The following is a 22,168-nucleotide window of genomic DNA, read 5'->3' on the forward strand; positions in this document are numbered from 1 at the left end:
GTGGCCACCACCGCGCCGAAGCTGACCCCCGCGCAGCGCTGCGTCCTGGACAACATGGCCCGGTTCGACTCGCGGGAGCACGGCGGGCAGACCGGGCCCGCGCTGGTCCGCAAGGGATGGGCCGAGCCAGACCCGAAGGGCGGCCCGGACGCCTACCGGGTCACGTCCGCCGGTGTCGTCGCCTACCTCCAGTGGGCGCTCGCCGGCGGCGTCGACCCCTGGCACCTGCCGGCCCTGATCATCGCGGCCGGCAAGACCATGGCGAAGGTCGACGACCGCGCCGCCCGGTAACCAGCAGCACCCCGACGGGCCCCGCACGCTCACGGCGTGCGGGGCCCGTTTCGTCGTTTCCTGGCCCGGCCGGTATGACAGGCGTACGCTCCCGGTATGACAGACGAGACCCCGCGACGCCGGACCCTGTCGTTCCCCTCCGACGTGGCCGAGCGCCTGGAACGCGAGCCCAACGTGTCCGCGTACGTCACCGAGACCGTGCGCGCCCGGATGCGCGCCGAGGAAGCCGCCGCCGAGCTGGCCGCCGCCGGCTTCTCCCCCACCCCCGCCACCGACGCCCACCACCGCGCCCGCCGCGCCGCGGTCGAGGCCGCGTTCCCGGCCGACCGGCGCGCCGCGATCCGCCGCCGCGTCGCCGACGCCATGGCCGCCGAGCAGCCCACCGGCGACGCCGCCCGCCGCCCCGCCGCGTGACCGCCCCCACCGACGACCCGCCGGTGCGGCTGGTCCTGGACCTGTCAGCGCTGCGCGCGTACACCGCCGGGTCCGTCCACGTCGGCGAGCCCATCCACGAGGTAACCCAGAGCGGCGTCCGGTTCGGTGTGCCCGTCGCCGTCGCGTACGAGGCCCTGGCCACCACCAGCGGCAAGGAGTTGGCGCTGCTGTACCGGCTGCTACGCCTCGGCGCGTGCGCGGTACTCCCGGCGCTACCGGAGGACCTCGCCGAGCTGACCTACTGGCGGCGCCTCACCGGCCGGCCCGACCTCGCCGAGGCCGCGGTCGCCGCGTTCGTCTGCGACGCGTCGGTGCTGTCCAGTGAGGGCGGCCGGTACGGGCCGGACGTGCCGGTGATCTACTTCCCCGCCTGACCCCGCACACGAACGGGCCCCGCACGCTCGCAGCGTGCGGGGCCCGTTTTTGTCGTGTCGGGTCAGTCGGCGTCCGGGGTGGTCTCGATCAGGGCGGCGAGCCGGCGGTCGCTGACCGGGCCGACCACCTGGATGTCGGACACGTCGACCAGGTCGGCGATGACTCCGCGCGCCCACCCGACGGTGGACAGGTGCGCCGGCGTCTCGTCGCTGCCGGTGTTGACCAGCCCGGCGGCCGCGTAGAGCAGGTCGACCACCCGCTCCCCCACCGGCGCGATCTTGTCGAACGCCTCGTCGCTGGTGTCACCGACCAGGCCGAGCAGCAGCGCGGCCGCGTTGTGCACCTCGCGGATCAGCTCGAAGCGGGCGCCGCCGAACCGGGCGAGGTTGCTCGCGTACATCTGCCGCAGCACCGCGACCGCGGTGACGGTGGTCGGGCCCTCGGCGTCGCGGACCATCGCCGGGGTGATCCCGGAGGTGATCAGCGGGGCGGCCTCCTCGGGCAGGTAGCCCAGGTCGGCCCACTCGGCCGCGACCTCGGCCGGCACCCGCATCTTCCACCACTCGCCGCCGATCTTGTAGCTGTTGAGCTGCGTGGCGCGGGCGGCGAAGTCGCGGACGTACCGTCCGACGATGGCGAAGGCGGTGGCGTCGGCGTTGCTCATCGGGGTCTCCTCGTCTCGGGGGGCGGCTGTCCGGGCCGCCCAACACCTGACACGCTACACGACGAAAAAAAATAGCGCAACAACAGGGGGCCCCGTACGCGCCGAGCGTACGGGGCCCCACCGTCACCGATCAGCGGACGACCGGCGTCCACCACTCGCCGTACCGGTCACGGTGGTGCTCCCACCGCGCCACCTCCGGCCGCCCCTCGCCGTACGAATCCGCGATCACCCGGGCCGCCCACGCCTGCGCGCCGGCGATGTCGCCCTCGTCGATGTCGGAGGTGCGCGCCCAGCCGGCGACCTTCCACTCACCACCGTCGTACGGCTGCCACTCCAGCGCCCCCGCGAGGGTCCGCAGCGGCACCCCGCGCTCGTTGTCGCCCCGGCCCTCGTGCTCGATGGTCTCGCCCCGCACGAACGGCGAGTCCGCCACCAGCGGCCCGTGCGCCGTCGCCGCCCGGTACGCGTCCTCCCCGACCTCGATCCCGGTCTGGTCGGCGTCGCCCTGGACGCACCGCCACTCGAAGTGTCCGGTGCCGTCGACCTCGATCTCGGTGACGTGCCCCGCCCGATCCCGCTCGATCCGGTCGGCAACCGCCCGCAGCGTTGCCGGGTCGATCCCCCGCGCGGCCACCAGCGCCAGCAGCGCTTCCACCGGCGGCCGGTCCGCCGCCGGCGCCTCCGCCTCCGCCATGCCCTCCCCTCCCTGGCCCGCCACCGTGGCGGCCTGGTCGTCACTCTCGGCCGCCGCGGACCGTACCGCGGCCACCGCCTCGGCGAACCCGCCGAACAGCCCGCCCGGGGCCCGCAGGGCGACACCGGCCGGCGTCTCCGCCCGCCACCCCGTCTCCCCCGACAACCCGGCCGGCATCTCCAGCACGGTGCCGAGCAGCTCCCCGCCGGCATCGTGGATCCGGAGCCGCCGCACGCCGACCCGGGCGGCCACCATCCGGTACAGGGTGGACCCGGCGCCGGCGTCGTCCATGTAGCCCGACGCGAACACCCGCCCGGCGACCGCGCGCCGCTCCTCGGCCTCGTCCAGCTCGGGCGCCGGCGCCGACGGGCCGGCCGGCACCGGCCCGTCGGCGTCATCGGCAGGGGTGGGCTCAGCCTGGGCCCGGGTCTCGATGGCCGCGCCCAGCGCCCGGAAGTCGTCGGCGGCCGCGCGGAGGCCGGCGGCGGACTCCGGGGTGAGCTGCGGCGGCAGGCCGGCGGCCCAGCGGCCGCGGGGGGTCCGCGGCTCCGCCGGCGCCGCGGCCTCCCGCTCGGCGTCGAGCCGCGCGTAGGTCTCGCGCCGCGCCTGCTCGTTGGCGTCCGGCTCGCCGGTCTTGCGGAGCAGTCGAACCTCGGCGCCCTTGGTGCGGGTGGCGCCGTTGGCGATCCGGCCCGTCGGGGTGGCGGCGAGGCATTCGACCCGCGTCTTGGTGACCTTCACGGCGACGCCGGTCCGGAACTTCTGGTGGGAGTAGACCACGACCAGGTCGCCGGGCTCGATGTCGGCGTCGGCGTCCAGCGCGTCGAAGGCGGCCCGGGTGTGGTCGCCGATGTTCTTCTCGGCGATCGGGGCGTACTGGGCGTAGAGCCGGTCCCGGGTGATGCGCTCCCTCGCCGCCTTGATCGTCGCCTGGACCGTGGAGCAGTGGGCATAGGCCTCGCCCACGACAGTGGCCGTGGTCTGCCCGCCGGTGGCTTCGCCCGCCTTGTGGTACTCGCTGTCGTGGAGGAAGAACCGCCGCGACAGGGGGTGGACCTTCGCGTCGGCGGGGATCGCGTGGAAGGTGGCGGTCCAGCCGAACGTCGGCTCGTGGGAGTCCCGCGACAGGTCGAGCGTCGCGTACCGCACGATCGCAACCTGCTTCCCCTCGATTTCGACGGTCGCGGCGACATCGGGGGCGCTCTGCTCGGGGAAGGTCAGCGGCTCGCTGGCCGCGTAGTCGTAGGCGAGGCGCTCGGCGGGGGTCATCTTGTCTCCTGTGTCTCGGTGGCGGGTGTCCGGCCCGCCGCTCACCACCGAGAGTACGCGACGGAGAAAAATCACGCAACAGCTAAGGGCGTGATACTTCCGCGCGGTGTCGCCGGTTCGGTCTCTGCGGTCTCCTCGACCGGTCTCACCGGAGACCGAACCTGAGACCGGACCGTGAGACAGCCACCGACCGGTCTCCGCCGCCGGTCTCCCCCGGTCTCACCGTCCCCGACCGCGAGCACCCCGAGGCGACTCCGGCGCCCGCCCGCCCGGGCGCCGCCGCGGCACCCCGGGCGTCGGCGAGACCGCCGGGAGATCGGCGAGACCGACGGCTAGCGCTCCGGTCTCCGTCGGTCTCACCGGTCTCCAGACGCGCCGATGCCCGCCACCCTGGGCGGGTGGCGGGCATCGGCCGGGCTGTGGTCAGTCGAACAGGGTCGGGTCCTCGTCGCCGTCCTCGGGCAGCTCGTACAGGTCGTCGGTGCGCGGCGCGTCCACCCGCGGGAGGTGACCGAACACGGCCACGAAAGCGGCGTTCCCCGGGCTCATTTCCTCGCCGGCGGCCCATGCCTGGTTGGCGGCCTCGGTGGCGGCCGGGTCGCCGGGCTCTTCGGGGGCGGTGATGTTCGCGTCGATCATTGTCTCGGCCTTTCGCCTCGGTGGCGGGTGTCCGGCCCGCCGCTCACCCTGTACGTTACACGACGAAAAAAAATGGCGCAACAATCCGGGGGGGTGTTCACGTTCCGTGCCGTGTCGGTGTGTCGGTGTCGGCCCGACACCCCCACACCACGACCCCGAAACAGCCCTTTACAGGCCCCAGCGCCCCGCCCGGACCCCGACAGCACCCCGACCGACACCGACACCCCGACACCCCGACAGCAACCCACCGTCACCACCGCCCCCGGCCCCGGGACGCGAAAAGGCCCCGCTCCCCACCCCCGGGGAACGGGGCCCAACCATGGCGGCCCGCGCCGTCCAGCTACCCCGCCGCGCTCGGCGGCGCCGGCTGCCGCCGGCGCTTCCACTCGGCCACCGCATCCCGGTACGGCCGCCGCCAGGACCTCGGGATCGCCCGCCCCTGCCCGTCGCGCTCCCGCTCGGCCACCGGCTCCCCGCGCGCCTCGGCGTCGTCGACCCACCGGCGCACCGTCTCGGCGCTCACCCCGACCTCCTCGGCCGCCTCGGTGATCGACATCGTCGGCCGCCTCTGGCCCTCGCTACTCACGCGCGCCCCTGTCTCCTCAGCGGATATCTCACAAACCTCGCGCCGGATCATCGCAGCCGGTCACCATCCCGCCAATCACGACGCGCGATCTTTCTCGGCGCTAAAGCTCGCAAACCTCACACAGGACGTGTCACACTAGCGCGCGAGACAGACGGGGAGACAGGAGACAGACAGGTCCCCGTCCTGTCTCACCAGTGGGAGACCGCCGCCGGGAGGCCCGAGACAGATGACCACCGCCGCAGCAGCAGCCACCGCCGCGCGCCGCGCCGTCGCGGACGTGTTCGCCGGCCGAGCCCTCAAGGCGTTCTACATCGCCGTGCTCGCCGTCGCCCTGGTCGGCTCCACCCAGGGCGTGACGGGCTGGATCGGCTGGGCCCCGCCCGCGGCGTTCGGCGCCACCCTGCTCGCCGAGCTGGGCGGCGTCGCCCTGTCCGTGTTCGCCGACGCCCGCCGCCAGCGCGGCGAGCGCGCGATCGCCGCGCAACTGCTGTCCGCCGCGTTCGCCGCCGGCGCCATCGCCGTCCAGCTCCGCGGCCACGCCGCCCCCGGCGGCGGCCTCACCAGCGTCGGGTACTTCTTCGCCGGGTTCTCCGCCGCCGGCTACGTCATCTACCGGCTCGACTCCGCCGCCAAGCGCCGCGACGCCCTGCGCCTCGCCGGAAAGCTGGCCGAGACCCCGCCCGTGTACGGCGCCTACCAGTGGGGCCGGCACCCGTGGCTGACCGCCCGCGCCCGCCGCCTGGCCGTCGCCAACGCCGAGACCCGCCTCGTCGAGCGCCTCACCAGCCGCGAGGCCGGCGGCCCCGACCAGCCGACCACCCCGCTGCTCGGCCGCGCCGCGTCGCTGGCCGCGGCCGTCGCCGAGGTCGCCGCGGAGCGCCGCACGGCCGCGATCGGGACGGCGCTGCGCCGGCGCATCACCGCCGGCGTCGACCCGACCATGGCCACCATCGCCGTCCACACGTACGACCTGGACCGGGTCGCCCAGGGCATCGCCGACAGCGCCGACTACCCGGCGCTGACCGGTCTGCTCGCCGCCGAGCTGACCCCGGGCCGTATCGCCGACGGCGTCACCGCCCGCCACCGCCGCGGCCGCACCTGGCGCTGGTTCGGCTGGTTCCGCCGCCCGCAGGAGACCCTCCAGACCAACGAGATCGTCGCCCAGCTCGCCGCCGAGACCGCGCCCGAGACCGGTGAGACCGATCGGGAGACCGTGGAGACCGCACCCGAGACCGTGGAGACCGCTCCGGAGACCGTGGAGACCGCTCCGGAGACCGCGGAGACCGACCCGGCTCCGGCGCCCGCCCCGGCCCTCCCGGTGGTGCCCGCCCGCGTCACGCTGCTGCCGATCCGCTGCGCCGCGTCCCTGCGCCGCCCGCCGGCGCCCGAGCCGATCGTGGTGCGGCCCCTGCCGGCGCCGATGGCCCGCCGCGCTCCGGAGACCATGGAGACCGACCGCGAGACCGCCGAGACCAGCCCGGCCGGCGGGCGCGTCGACCAGGTCGACGACGACCCGGCCCCGGCCCTGCCCGTCCCCGAGGTCGCCCCCTCGCTGCTGCCGTACCTGGCCAAGGTCATGACCGCCCACCGCGACTGGCACCTCACGATCAAGCTGCCGGGCCGGCACCCGGAGGCCCTCACCTACGCCAAGATCAAGGCCGCGGCGGGCATCACCGGCCAGCAGCTCTGCGCCGACATCCGCACCACGCTGCTCTCGCTGCACACCTCCCCCGAGATCGCCGAGGCGTACCTCGGCGTCCGCGAGACCGCCGACGCGACCGCCTGAGACCGACCGAGACCGACCGCTGAGACCGACCAGGAGAGGGGGAGACACGATGACGCAGCCGCCCATGCCCGACGTGCTCGACCCGACCGACGGTGACCGCCCGGCGTACGACACGGCCGCCCCGTACGGCGACACCCCGTACCCCGACCTCAACCCCGAGACCGATGAGACCGACCGGGAGACCGGCCTCGAGACCGGTCCGGAGACAGACCGAGACAGCGAGACCGCCCGGGAGACCGAACGCGGCGGCGGCCGCCGCAAGCCCACCAAGGCGGAGGTCGACTCCGCCGCCGCGGCGGTCGTCGACAACACCCGCCGGGCCCGCCGCCGCCGGCGCCGCACCGGCTACGCCATGACCGGTCTCATCATCATGTCCGCCGCCGCGTCCGTCGTCGGCTGGCCCGTCGTCCTCGCCGGCGCCGCCGTCCTCGCCGGCACCACCGCGGCCGGCGTCGGCGTCGCCCGCGCCAACCGCGACCCCGCCCGGCAGACCGCCCGCGCGGCCCGCCGCGCCCAGCGGCACACCCGCCGCACCGCCAACGGCGCCGCCCGCCGACTCGGCGCCGCCGGGTCCAGCACCCGCCGCCGCGCCACCACCGGCGGCGGCCGCGCCGCCGGCGGCACCCGCTCGGGTGGACTGCTCGGCGGCCGCGGTCGCGCCGGAGGCGCCAGCAAGACCGGCCGCGCCGGCGGGCTGCTCGGCGGCCGAGGCCGCGCCGGCGCCGCCACCCCCGGCGGCCGCCGCGCCGCCACCACGGGCGCCCGCTCCGGCGGCCTGACCGGACGCCGCGGCGGCAAGACCCCCGGCGCCGGGCTGTTCCGCCGCCGGCGCGCCGCCGGTGGGGGAGTGGGCCCGGTCGGCCGCACCAACCGGGCCGGCCACCGCAGCGTCACCCCCCGCACCGCCCGGCAGGCCAAGCGCGCCGCGATCCACGCCGCCCGCGTCCACCGCGCCCAGGCCGCCGTCGGCCGCCGCGCCGCCGTCCGCGACGCCCGCCGCGCCCGCCGCTGGGCTCGCAGCGACCGTCGCCGCAACACCCGCATCGGCCGCGTCGACCAGCGCCGCAACGCCCGCGCCGACTGGCGTGAGCGCCGCAAGCGGGCCCGCTGGGACCGCGCCGACGCCCGCCGGCAGGCCCGCTGGGACCGCGCCGACGCCCGACGCGAGCAGCGCCGCACCACCCGCGAACACGCCGCCGAGGTGCGGCGCGACAAGCGCGCCCGGTGGCGGCGCCGCACCGTCAAGCGGTACGTGCGCCGCCCAGCTCGCCGCGCGTGGCGCAGCCTGCGCCGCGTCCAGTGGCTCGGCTGGGCCGCCGAACGCGCCGCCGTCATGGGCTACCTGGACCGCGTCAACCCGGCCCCCGCCCGCCCGAACCTGTGGCAGCGGATCACCGGCAAAATGTCGGCCGCGTCCATGCTCGCCGCACTCGGCGCGGTCATGTCCCGCACCCTCGGCAAGCGGTTCGCCCACTTCAACCGGCAGCCGCCAACCCCGCCGACCCCCGCCGAGTCCGCCGCCGTCACCGAGGCGGAGGTCCTGGCCGCCGCCTACTCGCCGCCCCCGCCGCCCGCCCACGTCGAAGACGACCGGGCCGCGATGGCGGTGGAGGCGGAGGCGTGGGCGGAGGCCACCGAACACAAGCCCCGCCGCCGGCGCGCGTCCGTGAAGCCGCCGGCGTACCTCACCCGACCGTTCCAACCAGCCGCGGCCCCGGCCCCGTCGGGTCCGCGGCCCCGCCAGACCATCACGCCCCCGAGAGGACAGAAGATCATGAGTGGAAACGGCGCCGGCCCCGAGGCCGCCCTGCACCCCGCCTTCGAGAGCGTCGTGGACGCCCTCAACGACCACGTCGCCTCGTGGGAGATCCCCGATGGCGGCGACGGCGTCGGGGAGACCGACCAGTTCATCGGCAGCATCGGCGGGTTCCTCCAGCAGGTCGCCGACGTGCTGGACAACCGGGCCGAATACTTCGGCGGCGGCGACACCCCGGTCGCCCCGGTCGTCGGCGAGACCCTCGGCGACTTCGCCCGCGGCCTGCGCGCCATGGCCGGCGACGCCGAGGAGGTGTACGAGGCGTGGAGCACCAACCCGGACAACGAGCACGACCTGCGCCGCGCCAACGGTGAGGTCGCCAACGCGGCCGCCTTCAACGTCTGACCCGCCCGCCCGGCACCAACCAGGGAGGACCACCCCGATGACCACCACCGGCATGAGTAGGCGGCAGGCGGCCCGCGAGGTCGCCCACGCGAACCTGCGCGCCCAGGGACGCGAGAAGCTCCCGGTCACCTGGCTGGGCACCGGCGGGCACGACGACCCGGCCGACGACGGCTGGCAGAGCCACATGTGGTCGCATCCCGCGTACGCCGCCGGCGGCACCTACCTGGCGGGCACGCTGATCGACCACGCTCTCAACGCCGGACTGGTCGACGCGCTCGGCCCCGTCCAGCCCGGCCTCGTGGTCGCCACCGCGGCGGCCGGAGTCGGCCTGGCCGCCGGCGCCGCCGGGTTCTTCGCCACCGCCGGCCAGCGGTTCACCGACTGGGCCCGGGCGTTCTGCACGTTCGGGCCCGTCGCCGCCGGCGCGTGGCTCGCCGGCGTCGCCGTGTCCTCCCCGTACAACGTGCCCGCGCTCGCCACCGCGGCCGCCGGCACCGCGGCGGCGATGCTCGGCTACCGGCGGATGCGCGACGAGCAGGACCGCCACGAACTCGCGTTCGTGTCCCGGTTCGCCCCGCCGCCGGTCGCGCCGGCCGCCGCCGTCGGTGAGCCGCCGCGGCGGCCGGCGCCGTCGGTCGTCGAGGACCTGGACCCCGACCTGCGCCGCTGGACCGCCGCGTTCGAGAAGGTCGGCCTCAAGGGCTGCGCCGCCCGCAAGAAGGTCGACACCCCGGCCGGGTACGCGATCCTGGTGCGGTTCCCCGACTCCGGCCGGCACGGCTTGCAGCAGGTCGACGGGAAACTCGAAGCGCTCGAGCGGTCGCTGGGGATGCTCAAGGACTGCCTCGAGGTCGACGTGGCGATCGACCCGGCCACCGGCCGGGAGCTGGCCGACCGGTGCTGGATCCACGTGGACGTCGCCGACATCCTCTCCCAGCTCCTCCCCATGCCCGAGGGCCACGAGCCGACCACGATCAACGAGGCCTTCCGGATCGGCACCTACATGGACGGCAAGCCGATGACCCTGCGGCTGCGGGAAATCTCGGCGCTGATCATCGGCGTGCGCGGTCGGGGGAAGACGAACCTGTTCCACGTCATCGTCCACGCCCTGTCCCGCTGCATCGACGTGGTGCTGTGGGCGATCGACCTCAAGGGCGGCCGCGCCGTCAAGCCGTGGCTCGCCCCCTGGCTGTCCGGTAAGGCCGCCCGGCCCGTCTTCGACTGGGTCGCCACCACCCGCATGGAAGCCGCGCTGATGCTCCACGCGGCCAACGCCCTCATCGCCCACCGCGGGAACGCGTCCGCCGGCGGGTCGAAGATGGAACCGTCCGAGGCGCACCCGGCGGTGCTGGTGCTGTGCGACGAGATCGCCGCCCTGGTCGGCAAGCACTCCGGCCCGACCATGTCGAACGACTGGACCAACCCGACCGCCAACCAGATGTCCGCGAAGCTCACCCTCGGCGTCCAGCTCGGCCGCTCCGAGTGCGTCGACTTCGTCCTGTTCTCCCAGCGCGCGACCGTGTCGATGGTGGGCGGTGGTGACCTCAAGAGCCAGTGCGAGATGCGGATCGGTCTCGGCGTCACCAACGCCGGCGACGCCTCGTCTGTCTTCCAGAACGACAGCGTCAACGCCCGCAAGCTGCGCCGCCTCAAGCACAAGCGCACCCGCGGCGCGTGCCTGGTCGAGAACGGCGAAGACCCCAACCACCTCGCCGGGAAGACGTACTACTACGGCGACGGCGACGACATGACCGCACGCATCGAGCGCGCCGCGATCGCCCACGCCATGTACCCCGCCGACCTGCCCCTGGTCGAGCAGCAGGCCATCGACGACGCCCTGCGGCACCTCACCGCCCCCCGCGACAAGCGCACCAAGGAGATCATCGGCGAAGGGCTGTTCGGGTACGGGGTGGGCTCCGACGGCGCCGCCGCCGAGCGCTGGTCCATGGCCCGCGCCGAGCACCTCTACACCGACGGCCTGCCCGACGCCTGGACCGACGACGAGCCGAGCGACGGCGAGCACCTCGGCGGCGGCGACACCGCCGGCGGCGCCGCAACCCCACGGCCGGGCGGTGGGGGAGTGGCCACCGCCACCCGCCCGACCGCCACCGCGCGGCCCGAGACCGCGCCGCTGCCCACGCAGCGCGGCCACCTGCGCGCCGTCCCCGACCCGACCACCGAGGACACCACCAGCCGCGCCGGCGACGGCGACAGCGGCGGGAGCCGCTACTACACCCGCCGCCGTGACCGCCGCACCGAGGGCGAGCACGGCCAGGGCCCCGGCGACACCCCGATCGCCGCGACCGACATCGACGAGATGGTCAAGGGGTTCGTCGACTACCTGGCCAGCCTCCCCGACGGGCAGGAGCCGCAGCTCGCCGACGACACCGCCGAGGAGCTGACCCGCTACGACCTCATGATCAAGGTCATCAAGGACGCGGGAGACCGCGGCGCCACCCCGACCCCGATCGGCGAGCGGATGCGGGAGCTGGGGCTCTACTGGGCCGCCCGCACCGACATCTACCCGGCGCTGCGCAAGGCCCTCGCCGACGGCGTGATCGTCCAGCCCAACGGCAAAGGCGGCCGCTACTACCACCGCGACCACTCGCCCACCCGCCCGGCCCAGTAGAAAGGCCCCTCGGTGTACGACATCGAGTTCATCGACGCCGCGACCGGCGCCACCATCGGCAGCGCCCCCCGGGAAAAGGCGCTACCCGCCGGCGGGTCCGACGTGGTGCTCGAACACGCCATCCACGGGCCGGTCCGCTACCGGGTGACCCGGGTGCCGGAGCACTGGTACGCGCACCGCACGGGCCGGCTCGCCCAGCCCGACCAGTACGCCGGCACGTCGGTCAAGGTGTACCTCCAGGCCGCCGGCGGCCGGTCGTGACCGCCGAGGCGGTCCGCCCGGCCCGCCCCCGCACGGTGGGCCGGCCGATGCCGGAGATACCGGTCGACGGGTACGCCCCGTACCGGCTGTGGGGCTGCCTGCCCCGGCAGGCCGGCTGGTGGGCCCGCCTGGTCGACTGGGCGTGGGGCCGAGACTGCCGGCTGCTCTACCTGGGGATCACCAGCCGCGCCGGGTTCGTCCGCTGGGCCGAGCACAGCGACGACAAGAGCTGGGCGCGGGACGTGTCGTACGCCGAACGCGACGACGACATCCGCTGGCCCACCCTCTACGACGCCGTCCTCGACGACACCGGCCGCCTGGTCCTGGTCGTCGACCCCCGCCAGGACGACGGCCTACGCCCCGCCCGCCCGGGTGAGCTGATCGACCCGCACCCGATGGTGCGGCAGTTCCGCGGCGACACCGTCCAGGTGTACCGCCCGCACCCCGCCGGCCGGCCCGTCCGCGGCCGCGTGATCGAAGGCGCCCGCACCGGCGAGCAGCGGATGATCCGCGCCGAGGCGCCCATCCACAACCGCGAGCACAACGAGGGCAACGCGCACGCGGTCAACCGGCGCCGCCGTATCCTGCCCCGCCACGCCGCCGAGTGGCGCCGCCGCGCCGGGCACCTCGCCCTGGTATGGCTGCTGGTCGCGTCCCTGCTGACCTGGCTACTGTCCGACACCGACGACGGGTGGCGGGAAGGCGCCGCCGCGGCCGCCGACGGCGTCGCCGGCGCCGCGGTGCTGATCCTGCTCGCCCAGCTCGCCCGCCAAGCCGTCCGCGGCCGCGTCAACCTGACGCTGCAGCGCCGCCGCACCCGCCGCCGGCGACGGTCCCGCCGGCGGCGCTGACCGGCGCACGTCGCCCGGCAGGGGTACCGTGCGAGGTGGTGGCGCCCGCCGGGGTAGAGGCCGGCGGCGCCGCCGCCCAGTCCTCTACCTGGGAGACGATCATGGAGCCGAGAATTGGCGATCACCTCGCCCGCATACGCCGGCAGGCCGGCATGAGTCAGGAAGCCCTCGCCGAGCGCTCGGGTGTCAGCCTGTCCACCATCCAGCAGCTTGAGCAGCACAAGCGCACCAGCGCCCGCCTGGCCACGCTCTCCGCGCTCGCCGCCGCCCTCTCCGTCGACACCACCGCCCTCATGGGCAACGCCGCGCCGGCGGTCGACCAGCGGGAACCCGACGCCATGCCGATCGGCCTGGTCGGGGTACGCCGCGCCCTCACCCCCGTGTACGGGCTCGACGGCCAACCGCTCGACGCCGACCCGGCCGGCCTACCGCCGACCGTCGCCGGCGTCACCACCGCCGTCCGCGACGCCAACCGCGTCTACCACGGCAACGACTACGCCGCCGCCCTCGCCGGCCTGCCCCGGCTACTCGGGCAGGCCCGCGCCCTGGTCGACACGACCAGCGGCGACGACCAGGCCACCGCGCACACCCTCGCCTCCCGCGCGCACCAGCTCGCCGGCCGGCTACTGATCCAGCTCCGCCAGGTCGACCTGGCGCACGTCGCCCTCGACGGGGCGCTGCGCCACGCCCGGCACAGCAGCGACCAGCTCGCCGGCGCCGAGTCCGTCGCCGCGATGTGCTGGCTGCTCATGCGCGTCGGCCGGTTCGACGACGCCCGGGCCCTCGCCGTCCGCACCGCCGACCAGGTCGAGCCGAAGATGTCCAAGGCAACCCCCGCCGACCTCGCCGCGTGGGGATTCCTGCTGATGAAGGCCGCCGCCGCGGCGGTCCGCGACGCCCGCCGCGATGAGGCCACCGAGCTGCTGGACCTCGCCGCCGGCGGCGCCCAGGTCCTCGGCGACCGCCCCAACCCGTACGCCGACGTCGCCGGCAACGATTTCAGCGCCGAGGGCGTGCACCTGATGCGCGTCGAGTCCGCCGTCATCGCCGGGCAACCGGCCCGGGCCCTCGCCCTCGCCGAGCGGGTCACCCGATCCCCGCAGGTCACCCCGTCGTCCCGGCAGCGGCACCGGCTCGACGTCGCCTGGTCGTACGTCCAGACCGGGCAGTACGCCGACGCGACCGGGGTGCTGCTCGACCTGCGTGACACCGCCCCGTCATGGCTGCGGCAGCAGCCGTACGCCCGCACGATCGTCGCCGAGCTGGTCGACACCCGCCGCCGCGCCCTGTCCGCCGAGCTGGCCGAACTGACCTCCCTGGTCGGCTACGCCCCGTAGGTGGTGCACTACGCACCACCTACGCCGGCGACTGGCCAAAGTGGTGCGTCACGCCGCTGGGATAGCCCTCCCACCTGCGCGATCCTCAGAACGTGGGACCGCGAGCCCGACGCGCTTCCCACGCTCTAGCGGGTGCGGCCGCGCGACCCATCACCATCCCGCGCGGTCGCACCCCCTCTGACCGGACCGCAGGCCCGCGCCGTTCCCCCGTGCGACACGGCCCCGCGGTCCACCGGAAAGGGACGGCGGTCGGGCGCGAGGGGTGAACCCGGCCGCCGCCCCTACCGGGTGACCCGGGAGGTGCCGCGATGCTCCGCTCGCTCCTACGCCGGCTGCCCACGCGCCGGCGACGCCCAACCATCCCCGAGCCGACGCTGTTCGGACCGGCCACCGTGTACGGCCACCACGCCGGCGCGTACGGCCCGAGGCGCGACCAGTGAGCGCCACCGCCCGACCGGGCGCTGCCCGCCGCGCGGTGGCGGCCCTCGAGGAACGTCTCGACGGCGACCCGCACCTGCCGCACCAGCCGTCGTGGAACTGCCGCGGCTGCAACGGCGCCGTGCCGTGGCCCTGCCCGCCCGCCCGCACCCGCCTCGCCGAGGCGTACCGCGGCGACCGGGTCAACCTGTCCATGTACCTCGGCTCGCTGCTGACCGCCGCGCTGATGGAGATGACCGAGACCCCGCCCGGTGAGCTGTTCGAGCGGTTCATCGCCTGGACCCGGTGAGCGCCCGGTGGGTCATATCCGGCCCGGCGACGAACGGTTCCACCACTCCGATTGGTCGCACCGCTGGTCCGGTGGGCCCGCCGACGACGCCGGCCAGGCCGCCTACCAGGCCGCGCTACGCGAGCACATGGACGGCCACCGCGCCGGCGAGGACATGCGCAAGCCGCCACGCCGTCCTGCCCATACGGCCGACCCCGGATAAACCGGTCGCCGGGCACCCATGATCGCGCCGGAGAGGGCAGGATGGGGAACGCAGCGCTCTACCTGACCGTTTCCCTCTGGAGGTGCACCGTGCCCTCGCTCCGCCGCGCTCGCTTCACCCGCCCCCGCTCCGCCGTCTGCGCCGGCGCCGACCCCGACGCCCGCCCCGACCTGTGGGACCTGGTCGACCAGGCCCGCGACGGCAAAATCGCCGCGTTCGGTGACCTGTACGACCAGACGTTCGACACCGTGTTCCGGTTCGTGATGCGCCGGGTCCTCGGCGACCGAGGGGCCGCCGAGGAAATCACCGCCGACGTGTACGTCGCCGCGCTGCGCACCCTCCATGGTGTCCGGCGCACCGCCACCAGCCCCGTCGCCTGGCTGATCACGATCGCCGCGCGCCGGACGATCGACTACCACCGCAAGAGCGAGAACCGCAAGACGGTCCCCGGTGGGGACGGCGCCGACCTGGTCGAGTACCGGCCGACCTCCACCATCGGCGGTGGCCGGCTCACCGACCGGCCCGCGGAGAGCGTGTGCGTCGACCGTGACGAGGCCCGCGCGTTTTGGGACCACGTCCGGCAGGTCCTACCCGCCGAGCAGGACCAGGTCATCCGCTACCGGTTCGGGCTCGGCCTATCGGTCTCCGATACGGCCGCCGAGATGGGCAAGCCCACCGCCGCGGTCAAGATGCTGCAGCTCCGGGCGATCGCCAACCTGCGTGACCGGCTCGCCGGGACCGTCCTGGACCCGGCGAGCGCGCCGGCCGTACTGAACACGATGGGGGAGGGGCAGGGATGAACTGGCCGGCCGTGATCGCGGTGCTCGCCCTGCAGGGGCTTGTGGTCGGCGCCGTTATCGGATGGGACCGATGGCGCGAACCGCGCCGCGACCCGCGCCGCCCCGTCGGTGTCGCCGACCGGCGCACCTGCCGGTACGCGCTCGCCCGCGTAGGCCGCCTGGACCTCACCGACGACCGGGACCGAATGACCGCGGTCGGGCACCTCACCGCCGCCCGCACGTGGCTGCGCTACGAGCTGCGCACCGGTCCGCGCCGGCGGCGGCTGTGGTGCGCCGTCCAGCTACGCACCGTCGAGATCAAGCTGTCCGAGCTGCGCGCCCCGGCCGGCCTCTACTCCTAACCCCGCCACCGACGACGGCGCCCGCCCTCCACACCGGAGGGCCGGGCGCCGTCACCCGTTGCGCAGCAGCACCCCGGCCACGACCGCGGCGAGGATCAACGCCGGCGCCGCGTACCCGCCGGCGACGAGTAGCCGCTCCCGGGCCGGCCGGGGCTCCAGCTCTTCGTCCGGGGCGAGCACGTTGGGCCACCCGCCGCGGTACTCCACCCGGTGACCGTCGGGCACGTCGACCTGGACGGTCGGGCGGGTGGCCACCGACACGAGGGCGTGCACGCCGTAGACGGGCAGCCACCACCCGCAGGTGAGGACCGACAGGGTGATGTGGGCGGCGTGCCAGGCATGGCCGAGGCCGCCGGCCTTGAGCGTCAGGGTCCGCACGCCGGCACCCTAGCGGACCAGCGCCAACCGGGGCCCCGCTCGAATGACACCCCCGGACGTTGCGTCATTCTTTTTCGGCGTGTAACGTGTCGGGTGTTGGGCGGCCCGGACAGCCGCCCCCCGAGACGCAGGAGCCCACCATGGAGCAGCTCGACCTCTTCGGCACCGCCACCCCGGTCACCACCACCCCGGCGACCCCGGCCCCGCCCGCCGACGTGCAGCTCTCCCTGTTCCGCCCCGACTTCCGCGCCGTGCGCGCCCCCAAGTCCCGCAAGCCGGCCGCGCCGGTCACCCTCGACCCGGCCCTGCACGGCGCCACCCTCATCTGACCGGCCCCGCCGACCGGAAAGGACCCCGGACGTGTTCGACGCCGACTTCTGGACCGACCCCGAGGTCCTCGCCGCTCAGGCCGCCAACGAGGCCCGCGAGAACGCCGAGCGCGCCGCCTGGGAGGCCACCCGGGCGGCCCGCCGCGCCGCCCGGCTCGCCGCGCCGCGCCCCGGCTCCCGCCAGGTCGGCGACCGCGCCTACGCCGGCGTCGTGCGCCGCGGCCGCGCGATCCTCGCCGAGTGCGGCCACCAGCACACCAACCGCGACTGGACCACCGCCGCCGGCGGCACCAGCGCCACCGACTGTGCCCGCTCGATCATCGCCGGCGCCGCCAACCCGGCCACCGCCGAGCACACCGCCGCCCAGCTCCGGAACGCCTGGATCGCCCTGACCAGCAACGCCGGCCACGCCTTCCCCGCCTCCACGATCGCCGCCGCGAAGGCCACCGCCGCCGAGGCCGCCACCACCTACCTCGCCGCGGTCGCCGCCGTCCGCGCCCTCACCGACTGACCCGGACCAAACTCCGGCGCCCCGCCCTGTTCTAGCCCACCACGAAAGCGGCCCGCCCCCTGACCAGGGGCGGGCCGCTTTCGTGCGGGTGGACCAGTCAGCCGGCCACGTCGCCGTGCTGGTCCAGCGCGCCGTGCCAGTCCCGACCGGACGTGGGCCGGTGCCCGGCCCGCATCACCACGAAGTCACCGACGAAGTCGACGACCGTCTCGTCGTCCAGCTCGGGCACCAGCGGCTCCATCCGGTCCGCCAGATCGATCACCCCGCGGCCCGTGGGGCTGCCATCGCCCGGCTGCCACGCGACCGCCATCGCCGCGGCCAGACGCCGCACCGCCGGCAGCCACCGCGCGTCCTCCGGCCCGACAGCCGGCTCCACCGACGCCGGCCGGTCCGCGACAGCGACCACGTCGCCGCCCTGCTCGGCCAGCATCCGCGCCGCGGACGCCTTCGCGCCCCGCAACCCGGCCGGCAACGCGAACCGGTGCGCGGCCGCGTTCTCCAACACCCGCCGCGCCGGCACGCCGCCGGCGCCGCTGTTCACCGCCGCCCACTCGCCGACAGCGGCCGCGACCGGCTGACCGGCCAGCGCGGCCCGGTGCCGCCCCACCCGCCGCTCCCGCGCCCGCTCGGCGTCCTGGTCGGCGATCACCTGCCGCGCGTCCTGCGCACCAGCGGCCCGGGCGAACACCAGCGCGGTCAGCACCGCCAGCGCCGCCGCGATCCCGGCGCCGCCGGCGGCCAGCAGCGGGGGAACACCCTCCGCCCCGGTCTGCGCCTGGTACGCCCACCAGCCGGACCAGCCGGCCACCGCCACCACGGCGGCGCCCTGGACCACAGCCGTCATCCGCTCCGAACTGATTCGGGGGAGTCGTCGCACGTCGTTCTCCTCATCGTCTGCCCGGGGCCGCCACCGCGGCGCCGGGGCTCACCTCTCAGGCGAGACGGGGCAGCAGCAGCGCGACGACCGCCCACAAGGCCAGCCCAACCAGCACCAGCAGGCCCAGCGCGACCAGGACCAGCCGAACCGTGTCGACCAGGTCCCACCACCAGTCCGCGACATCGTCGACCGCGTCGAGGACCGCGTCACGCACCGCACCGGACACCAGCGCCACGAAAGCGCCGGCGACGCCACCGACCAGCAGCAGCGCCCAACCTTTCGTCCCGAGGTCCATCGCTGCCCCTTCTCCGTCTCGACCGGGGCGGTCGTCCAACACCGTCCCGGCCTGGTCAGCGTACGCGCCGGGAAAGTAGCGGACAACAACCGGCAGTGCCATTAGGCGACAATCGCGCGACAACCGGCGAGGGCCCGGCGTACCCTGCGATCATGAGACGCCTGAGGATCCGCCGCTACGCCGTGACCATCCGCCAGCCCGGCCACCCCCTCGGCATCGCCAGCCGCCACCTCACCATGCGCGCCGCGACCCGCCGCGCCGACTGGCTGCGCCGACTGTCCCGCATGGACGGCGCCGACGTGCGCGCCGAGCACCTGGACAACCTCAAGCTCGACCAGTAGCCATGGCCGAGCAGCTCGACGACGACGGCGTACCCGTCGGCGCCCCGATCGTGCCGGCCCGCATCACCCTCGCCCTCGACGCCGCCGGCCTGCACGGCCCCGAGGTCGACGAGCGGGTCGGCACGTACGAAGGCAACCCCGCCGGCGACGTAGACGCGTGGGAGCTGGGCGAAGCCGTCCCCACCCGCGAGCAGGTGCGGCTCCTCGCCGAGCTGACCGGCGTGGCCGTCGCGTTCTTCTACTGGCCCGAGGAGCCAGGAGAGCGCGACGGCCACATGTGGGTGTGTGGCCGCTCCGGCCCCAACGGCGGCGGCCGCCGCGTCTGCCAGCAGGTCCCCACCGCCGTCGTCCCACCGGCCGCCGAGGACCCCCACCGCGCCCGCCAGCACGCCCTACCCGTCCGGCCGCGCGTCACCGGCCAGCACGGCCCGAGCCCGGTGGCAGGATCGGCCCCATGACCGAGACCGCGCCCCCGCCCCTGACCGTGGCCCGCGCCGACCCACCGCGCATCACCCAGCCGCAGTTTCCCGGCGCCACCCGCGTCGTCGAGTACGAGATCAACGTCAGCTACGTCGCGCACCGGCAACTACTGTCCCCCGGCCACGCGATCGGCGAGGCCGGCGAATTCTCCACCGCCCTGCCCGGTACCGACGGCGTCGAGGCGGCGCTGCGCGTCTTCCACGCCCTCGCCAGCACCGAGCGCGACGGCGGCACCCTGAACCTGATCGCCTGGTCCGGCGCCGACCGGGAACGCGCCGTCGGCCTGATCCTCGCCCAGCACACCTGGGACCGCGACTGACCGCGTACCATCGACCGCGGCCTGCACGCCAGACCGCGTCAACACGACGAGGGCCCCGCCACCACGGCGGGGCCCTCGCTGTCTACCCCGGAGCGTCACCACGGGACGCCGGCCCGCCGCTGCGGTATCGTCGCCGGCAGATCGGGTAGCGCGACACATCCGAACCGGGGGCGACTCTCAGCCCAGACCCCCCGGCGTGGACCGCCTCTGATCGGCGCTCTGCCGGAGAGACCCCTCCGGGCCAGCGCCGACCGGTAAGCGGCCGAAGCTCGGTGCGGCTGAGGCGTCCGATCGGCAGGCGGCGAGGCCCGTGCGTGCGCCGTCGAAGGGTGAGCGCGGCTCTGCGTAGATGCGGCCCCGGCCCCGGAGGGTACTTCCGGATCAGCCGGGGCCGCCGTACGTCCGCCCTTGAATGCGTGAGCAGGGGGCCCTCGGGCTCGACCTTACAGGGAAACCCTTGTAAGGTTGGGGTGTTGGCACGACACCCACCGAGAGGGACCCCATGTACGCCGTACGGGAACGCCGCCACAACGGCAAGCTCATCGAGCTGGACATCGTCGACCCCGACGGCCGCATCGCCCGCGGCTGCCACCCGCACTTCCGCCCCGAGCACCGCGACCAGGCCGCCGAGATGGCCGAGGCCCTCGCCGAGCTGCCCGCGGGGTACCTGCTCCAGTGGACCGCCAAGCAGGTACTCCCCGGCGACGTGCCCGGCTGGAGCGTCGCCAGCAGCCGCCCCGGCACCGCGCCTTGGCGCAGCCGGGGCCACAGCACCGCGGCCGCCGCGATTGCCGCGATCGCCGACCACACGCCCGCCCCGTGGTCCCCGCCGCCCACCAACCCGAACGCCTGCCGCTACTGCGGCCTGCCCATGCGCGGCGGCCAGTGCCAGGAGTGCGTGTGATGACCCGGGACGGATGGACGCCACTGCAAATCGCCTGGGCCGACCACAGCGCCGCGCAGGGCGCCCACTCCGACGCCGTGCTCGACCTGGAGGACGCCCGCCTCGACCTAGAGGCCGCCGAGAACGACGACGCCGACCCGGACCGCTGCACCGCCGCCCGCCGCCGCCTCGACACGGCCACCGCCGCCGCCGACCGCGCCGCCCAGAAACTCCACGCGGCCGAGCAGGTGTACTGGGCGCACGTCCGGCTGAACCGCCGCCAGGCCGCGAACCTCGCCAGCGTCGCGCCGGACACCTGGTCCGCGTACGTCACCAGAGAGCAGGCGCCACAGCCCGACGGGCGAGACGACACCGGGCACCCATACTGGACCGAACTGACGGTGCGAACCTGGCTCGCAGCCCGCCCCGGGCAGGGCAAGCGCACCGACATCACCGCGAGGACCATGACGGTAAGGTGACCAGCGCCCCGGGCCGGGTGATCAACTGGGTGCTCCTGCGATCGCTACGCCGCACGCGCGGATCCGGCCCGGGGTCCAACCTCACCGCGGGGGAGACGACACCACCGCCAACGGCAACCCCGCGCCCTGCCCACACCGCGCCACGATCGACGCACCGAACCGCTGCCCGCCGGCGAACCCCAACTCGATCAGGTGCCCGCCCTGCCCGTCCTCAGTCACCACCGCACCGCAGTGCTCACACGGCACCCCGAGCGCGATGAGCGCCGCCCGGTCCTCCGGCAGCCGCACCCGACCACCCCGCCCGGCCACCCACCGGCCGGCGCGCTCGAGGAAACTCTCCCGCGCCGCTCTCCGCTGCCGGTCCAGCTCCAGCCACGCCACCCACGGCGGCAGCTCCACACCGAGCCCGCTCACGCCGGCGGCCGCGCCTCATCGTCGCCGGCGAGCAACCGGTCCGGAGTCGGGAACGCCTCGGCCAGGTACGCCATGACCGGGTCACCGCCCGCGGCGGCCAGCTCGTTGATCCGCCGGAACACCCGCCGCTGCTCGCCGCCGAGCTGCTCGCGGCACTCATCCTGCGACCGGCACACCCGCGCGCCCACGTCGGCGACGAAACACAGCGCCCCGACCTCCGGCGGCAACTCCGACCCGTACGCCAAGCAGTCCCACCCCGCGACCGCCGGCGCCGCGTCTCCCGCTTCACTCATGCCGGCCACCGTACGCCGCCCCGACCGCCGCATGGAGTGACCCGACGGGTCGCCGGGAGACAGCACGAACCCGGCCCGGCCGAGCGCCCGCACCAACGCCCCCTTGTCCGCCCCGTACGCATCGGTCGGGGTGCACACCACGTCCAGGCCGCGAGCGTCGGCGGCCGCGAGGATGGCCAGCAACATCCGCGGCCCGTGCCAGCCGCCCCGAGAATCGAACGGCACCCGCAGCACCCCGATCGCCAGCGCGCCGTCGTCGGTCAGGTCCAGGGAGAGCAGCACCATCCCAGGCAGGGAGCCCTTGAGTTCCCGCACGAGCTGTTCGATCCAGTCGTTCACGCCGGGCACGGTACGCGCCACCGGCGACCGTTCTACTGCGGCGGAGGGGCCGCCGCCGCGGTCGGTGCATCGTGGTCGCCGTCGCACTCCAGGTCGGCGCACCCGTGGCAGGTCTTGTGCGCGCAGCACCACCCGTCGCTGCACGGGCCGTACTCATCACCAGCGCCGGGCAGGTTCGGGCA

29 protein-coding genes are annotated in these 22,168 nt (G+C 75.2%); 20 read left to right on the top strand and 9 right to left on the bottom strand.

Annotation, left to right across the window (positions count from 1 at the left end):
* The 3 genes from ACIBTV_RS27565 (at position 1) to ACIBTV_RS27575 (ending at position 1,100) form a co-directional block, all read left to right on the top strand.
* Positions 1 to 291, top strand: coding sequence for a hypothetical protein (locus ACIBTV_RS27565; RefSeq protein ID WP_396709482.1), 291 nt, complete (start codon positions 1 to 3; stop codon positions 289 to 291).
* Between the two features lie 96 nt (positions 292 to 387).
* Positions 388 to 705 carry a hypothetical protein gene (locus tag ACIBTV_RS27570; protein WP_396709484.1) on the top strand — a complete coding sequence of 106 codons (318 nt, stop codon included), beginning with the start codon at positions 388 to 390 and terminating at the stop codon, positions 703 to 705.
* The gene (locus tag ACIBTV_RS27575; RefSeq protein ID WP_396709485.1) at positions 702 to 1,100 is read left to right on the top strand and encodes a hypothetical protein; all 399 of its coding nucleotides are present in this window, start codon (positions 702 to 704) and stop codon (positions 1,098 to 1,100) included. Before ACIBTV_RS27570 ends, ACIBTV_RS27575 begins: the two co-directional genes overlap by 4 nt.
* A gap of 62 nt (positions 1,101 to 1,162) precedes the next feature.
* On the opposite strand, the gene ACIBTV_RS27580 is transcribed toward ACIBTV_RS27575, so the two are convergent.
* The 4 genes from ACIBTV_RS27580 to ACIBTV_RS27595 all read right to left on the bottom strand — a co-directional run bounded on the left by ACIBTV_RS27580 (position 1,163) and on the right by ACIBTV_RS27595 (position 4,923).
* Complete coding sequence (locus tag ACIBTV_RS27580; RefSeq protein WP_396709487.1) at positions 1,163 to 1,765, bottom strand: hypothetical protein; 603 nt, start codon at positions 1,763 to 1,765, stop codon at positions 1,163 to 1,165.
* Positions 1,766 to 1,895: 130 nt separating this feature from the next.
* Complete coding sequence (locus tag ACIBTV_RS27585; RefSeq protein WP_396709488.1) at positions 1,896 to 3,728, bottom strand: hypothetical protein; 1,833 nt, start codon at positions 3,726 to 3,728, stop codon at positions 1,896 to 1,898.
* Between the two features lie 423 nt (positions 3,729 to 4,151).
* Positions 4,152 to 4,367: a hypothetical protein gene (locus tag ACIBTV_RS27590; RefSeq protein ID WP_396709490.1), complete on the bottom strand. Its 216-nt coding sequence runs from the start codon at positions 4,365 to 4,367 to the stop codon at positions 4,152 to 4,154.
* A gap of 340 nt (positions 4,368 to 4,707) precedes the next feature.
* Entirely contained in the window at positions 4,708 to 4,923 is a 216-nt protein-coding gene (locus ACIBTV_RS27595) for a helix-turn-helix domain-containing protein (RefSeq protein ID WP_396709492.1), read from the bottom strand.
* Positions 4,924 to 5,179: 256 nt separating this feature from the next.
* Between ACIBTV_RS27595 and ACIBTV_RS27600 the strand changes: the two genes are divergently transcribed.
* The 10 genes from ACIBTV_RS27600 (at position 5,180) to ACIBTV_RS27645 (ending at position 16,048) form a co-directional block, all read left to right on the top strand.
* Complete coding sequence (locus tag ACIBTV_RS27600; RefSeq protein ID WP_396709493.1) at positions 5,180 to 6,739, top strand: hypothetical protein; 1,560 nt, start codon at positions 5,180 to 5,182, stop codon at positions 6,737 to 6,739.
* 49 nt (positions 6,740 to 6,788) lie between these two features.
* Entirely contained in the window at positions 6,789 to 8,900 is a 2,112-nt protein-coding gene (locus ACIBTV_RS27605) for a hypothetical protein (protein WP_396709495.1), read from the top strand.
* A gap of 37 nt (positions 8,901 to 8,937) precedes the next feature.
* A complete protein-coding gene (locus tag ACIBTV_RS27610) occupies positions 8,938 to 11,529 on the top strand; it encodes a hypothetical protein (RefSeq protein ID WP_396709497.1) in 2,592 nt (863 codons plus the stop codon).
* A gap of 12 nt (positions 11,530 to 11,541) precedes the next feature.
* Positions 11,542 to 11,790: a hypothetical protein gene (locus ACIBTV_RS27615; RefSeq protein WP_396709499.1), complete on the top strand. Its 249-nt coding sequence runs from the start codon at positions 11,542 to 11,544 to the stop codon at positions 11,788 to 11,790.
* Positions 11,791 to 11,837: 47 nt separating this feature from the next.
* Positions 11,838 to 12,641 (top strand): hypothetical protein, encoded by an 804-nt coding sequence (locus tag ACIBTV_RS27620; protein WP_396709500.1) that lies wholly within the window; start codon positions 11,838 to 11,840, stop codon positions 12,639 to 12,641.
* Positions 12,642 to 12,742: 101 nt separating this feature from the next.
* Positions 12,743 to 13,978: a helix-turn-helix transcriptional regulator gene (locus ACIBTV_RS27625; protein WP_396709502.1), complete on the top strand. Its 1,236-nt coding sequence runs from the start codon at positions 12,743 to 12,745 to the stop codon at positions 13,976 to 13,978.
* 308 nt (positions 13,979 to 14,286) lie between these two features.
* Positions 14,287 to 14,418 (top strand): hypothetical protein, encoded by a 132-nt coding sequence (locus tag ACIBTV_RS27630; RefSeq protein ID WP_396709504.1) that lies wholly within the window; start codon positions 14,287 to 14,289, stop codon positions 14,416 to 14,418.
* Positions 14,415 to 14,705: a hypothetical protein gene (locus ACIBTV_RS27635; protein ID WP_396709505.1), complete on the top strand. Its 291-nt coding sequence runs from the start codon at positions 14,415 to 14,417 to the stop codon at positions 14,703 to 14,705. The genes ACIBTV_RS27630 and ACIBTV_RS27635 overlap by 4 nt, the downstream gene beginning before the upstream one ends.
* 291 nt (positions 14,706 to 14,996) lie before the next feature.
* Positions 14,997 to 15,707, top strand: coding sequence for an RNA polymerase sigma factor (locus ACIBTV_RS27640; RefSeq protein WP_396709507.1), 711 nt, complete (start codon positions 14,997 to 14,999; stop codon positions 15,705 to 15,707).
* Positions 15,704 to 16,048, top strand: a complete 345-nt coding sequence (locus ACIBTV_RS27645) for a hypothetical protein (protein ID WP_396709509.1) — start codon at positions 15,704 to 15,706, stop codon at positions 16,046 to 16,048. The genes ACIBTV_RS27640 and ACIBTV_RS27645 overlap by 4 nt, the downstream gene beginning before the upstream one ends.
* Before the next feature lie 51 nt (positions 16,049 to 16,099).
* On the opposite strand, the gene ACIBTV_RS27650 is transcribed toward ACIBTV_RS27645, so the two are convergent.
* Positions 16,100 to 16,426: a hypothetical protein gene (locus tag ACIBTV_RS27650; RefSeq protein WP_396709510.1), complete on the bottom strand. Its 327-nt coding sequence runs from the start codon at positions 16,424 to 16,426 to the stop codon at positions 16,100 to 16,102.
* 140 nt (positions 16,427 to 16,566) lie between these two features.
* On the opposite strand from ACIBTV_RS27650, the gene ACIBTV_RS27655 reads away from it, so the two are divergent.
* A complete protein-coding gene (locus tag ACIBTV_RS27655; RefSeq protein WP_396709511.1) occupies positions 16,567 to 16,755 on the top strand; it encodes a hypothetical protein in 189 nt (62 codons plus the stop codon).
* A 31-nt stretch (positions 16,756 to 16,786) separates the two neighbouring features.
* Positions 16,787 to 17,266: a hypothetical protein gene (locus ACIBTV_RS27660; protein ID WP_396709513.1), complete on the top strand. Its 480-nt coding sequence runs from the start codon at positions 16,787 to 16,789 to the stop codon at positions 17,264 to 17,266.
* A gap of 97 nt (positions 17,267 to 17,363) precedes the next feature.
* Here ACIBTV_RS27660 and ACIBTV_RS27665 read toward each other — a convergent pair whose 3' ends face one another.
* Positions 17,364 to 18,110 carry a hypothetical protein gene (locus ACIBTV_RS27665; protein ID WP_396709514.1) on the bottom strand — a complete coding sequence of 249 codons (747 nt, stop codon included), beginning with the start codon at positions 18,108 to 18,110 and terminating at the stop codon, positions 17,364 to 17,366.
* A gap of 88 nt (positions 18,111 to 18,198) precedes the next feature.
* Entirely contained in the window at positions 18,199 to 18,438 is a 240-nt protein-coding gene (locus ACIBTV_RS27670; protein ID WP_396709516.1) for a hypothetical protein, read from the bottom strand.
* A gap of 152 nt (positions 18,439 to 18,590) precedes the next feature.
* Here ACIBTV_RS27670 and ACIBTV_RS27675 point away from each other — a divergent pair, with 152 nt between their 5' ends.
* The 5 genes from ACIBTV_RS27675 to ACIBTV_RS27695 all read left to right on the top strand — a co-directional run bounded on the left by ACIBTV_RS27675 (position 18,591) and on the right by ACIBTV_RS27695 (position 20,940).
* Positions 18,591 to 18,779, top strand: a complete 189-nt coding sequence (locus ACIBTV_RS27675) for a hypothetical protein (protein WP_396709518.1) — start codon at positions 18,591 to 18,593, stop codon at positions 18,777 to 18,779.
* Positions 18,780 to 18,781: 2 nt separating this feature from the next.
* Complete coding sequence (locus tag ACIBTV_RS27680) at positions 18,782 to 19,237, top strand: hypothetical protein (RefSeq protein WP_396709519.1); 456 nt, start codon at positions 18,782 to 18,784, stop codon at positions 19,235 to 19,237.
* Positions 19,234 to 19,578, top strand: a complete 345-nt coding sequence (locus ACIBTV_RS27685; protein ID WP_396709521.1) for a hypothetical protein — start codon at positions 19,234 to 19,236, stop codon at positions 19,576 to 19,578. Before ACIBTV_RS27680 ends, ACIBTV_RS27685 begins: the two co-directional genes overlap by 4 nt.
* Before the next feature lie 502 nt (positions 19,579 to 20,080).
* Positions 20,081 to 20,482: a hypothetical protein gene (locus ACIBTV_RS27690; RefSeq protein WP_396709523.1), complete on the top strand. Its 402-nt coding sequence runs from the start codon at positions 20,081 to 20,083 to the stop codon at positions 20,480 to 20,482.
* Positions 20,482 to 20,940, top strand: a complete 459-nt coding sequence (locus ACIBTV_RS27695) for a hypothetical protein (RefSeq protein WP_396709525.1) — start codon at positions 20,482 to 20,484, stop codon at positions 20,938 to 20,940. Before ACIBTV_RS27690 ends, ACIBTV_RS27695 begins: the two co-directional genes overlap by 1 nt.
* A gap of 81 nt (positions 20,941 to 21,021) precedes the next feature.
* Here ACIBTV_RS27695 and ACIBTV_RS27700 read toward each other — a convergent pair whose 3' ends face one another.
* On the bottom strand, positions 21,022 to 21,354 hold the full coding sequence (locus ACIBTV_RS27700; protein WP_396709526.1) for a hypothetical protein: 333 nt from the start codon (positions 21,352 to 21,354) through the stop codon (positions 21,022 to 21,024).
* On the bottom strand, positions 21,351 to 21,986 hold the full coding sequence (locus ACIBTV_RS27705) for a hypothetical protein (RefSeq protein WP_396709528.1): 636 nt from the start codon (positions 21,984 to 21,986) through the stop codon (positions 21,351 to 21,353). Before ACIBTV_RS27705 ends, ACIBTV_RS27700 begins: the two co-directional genes overlap by 4 nt.
* Positions 21,987 to 22,168 lie beyond the last annotated feature (182 nt).

The organism is Micromonospora sp. NPDC049366 (genome assembly GCF_044466625.1).
GTDB lineage: Bacteria > Actinomycetota > Actinomycetes > Mycobacteriales > Micromonosporaceae > Micromonospora.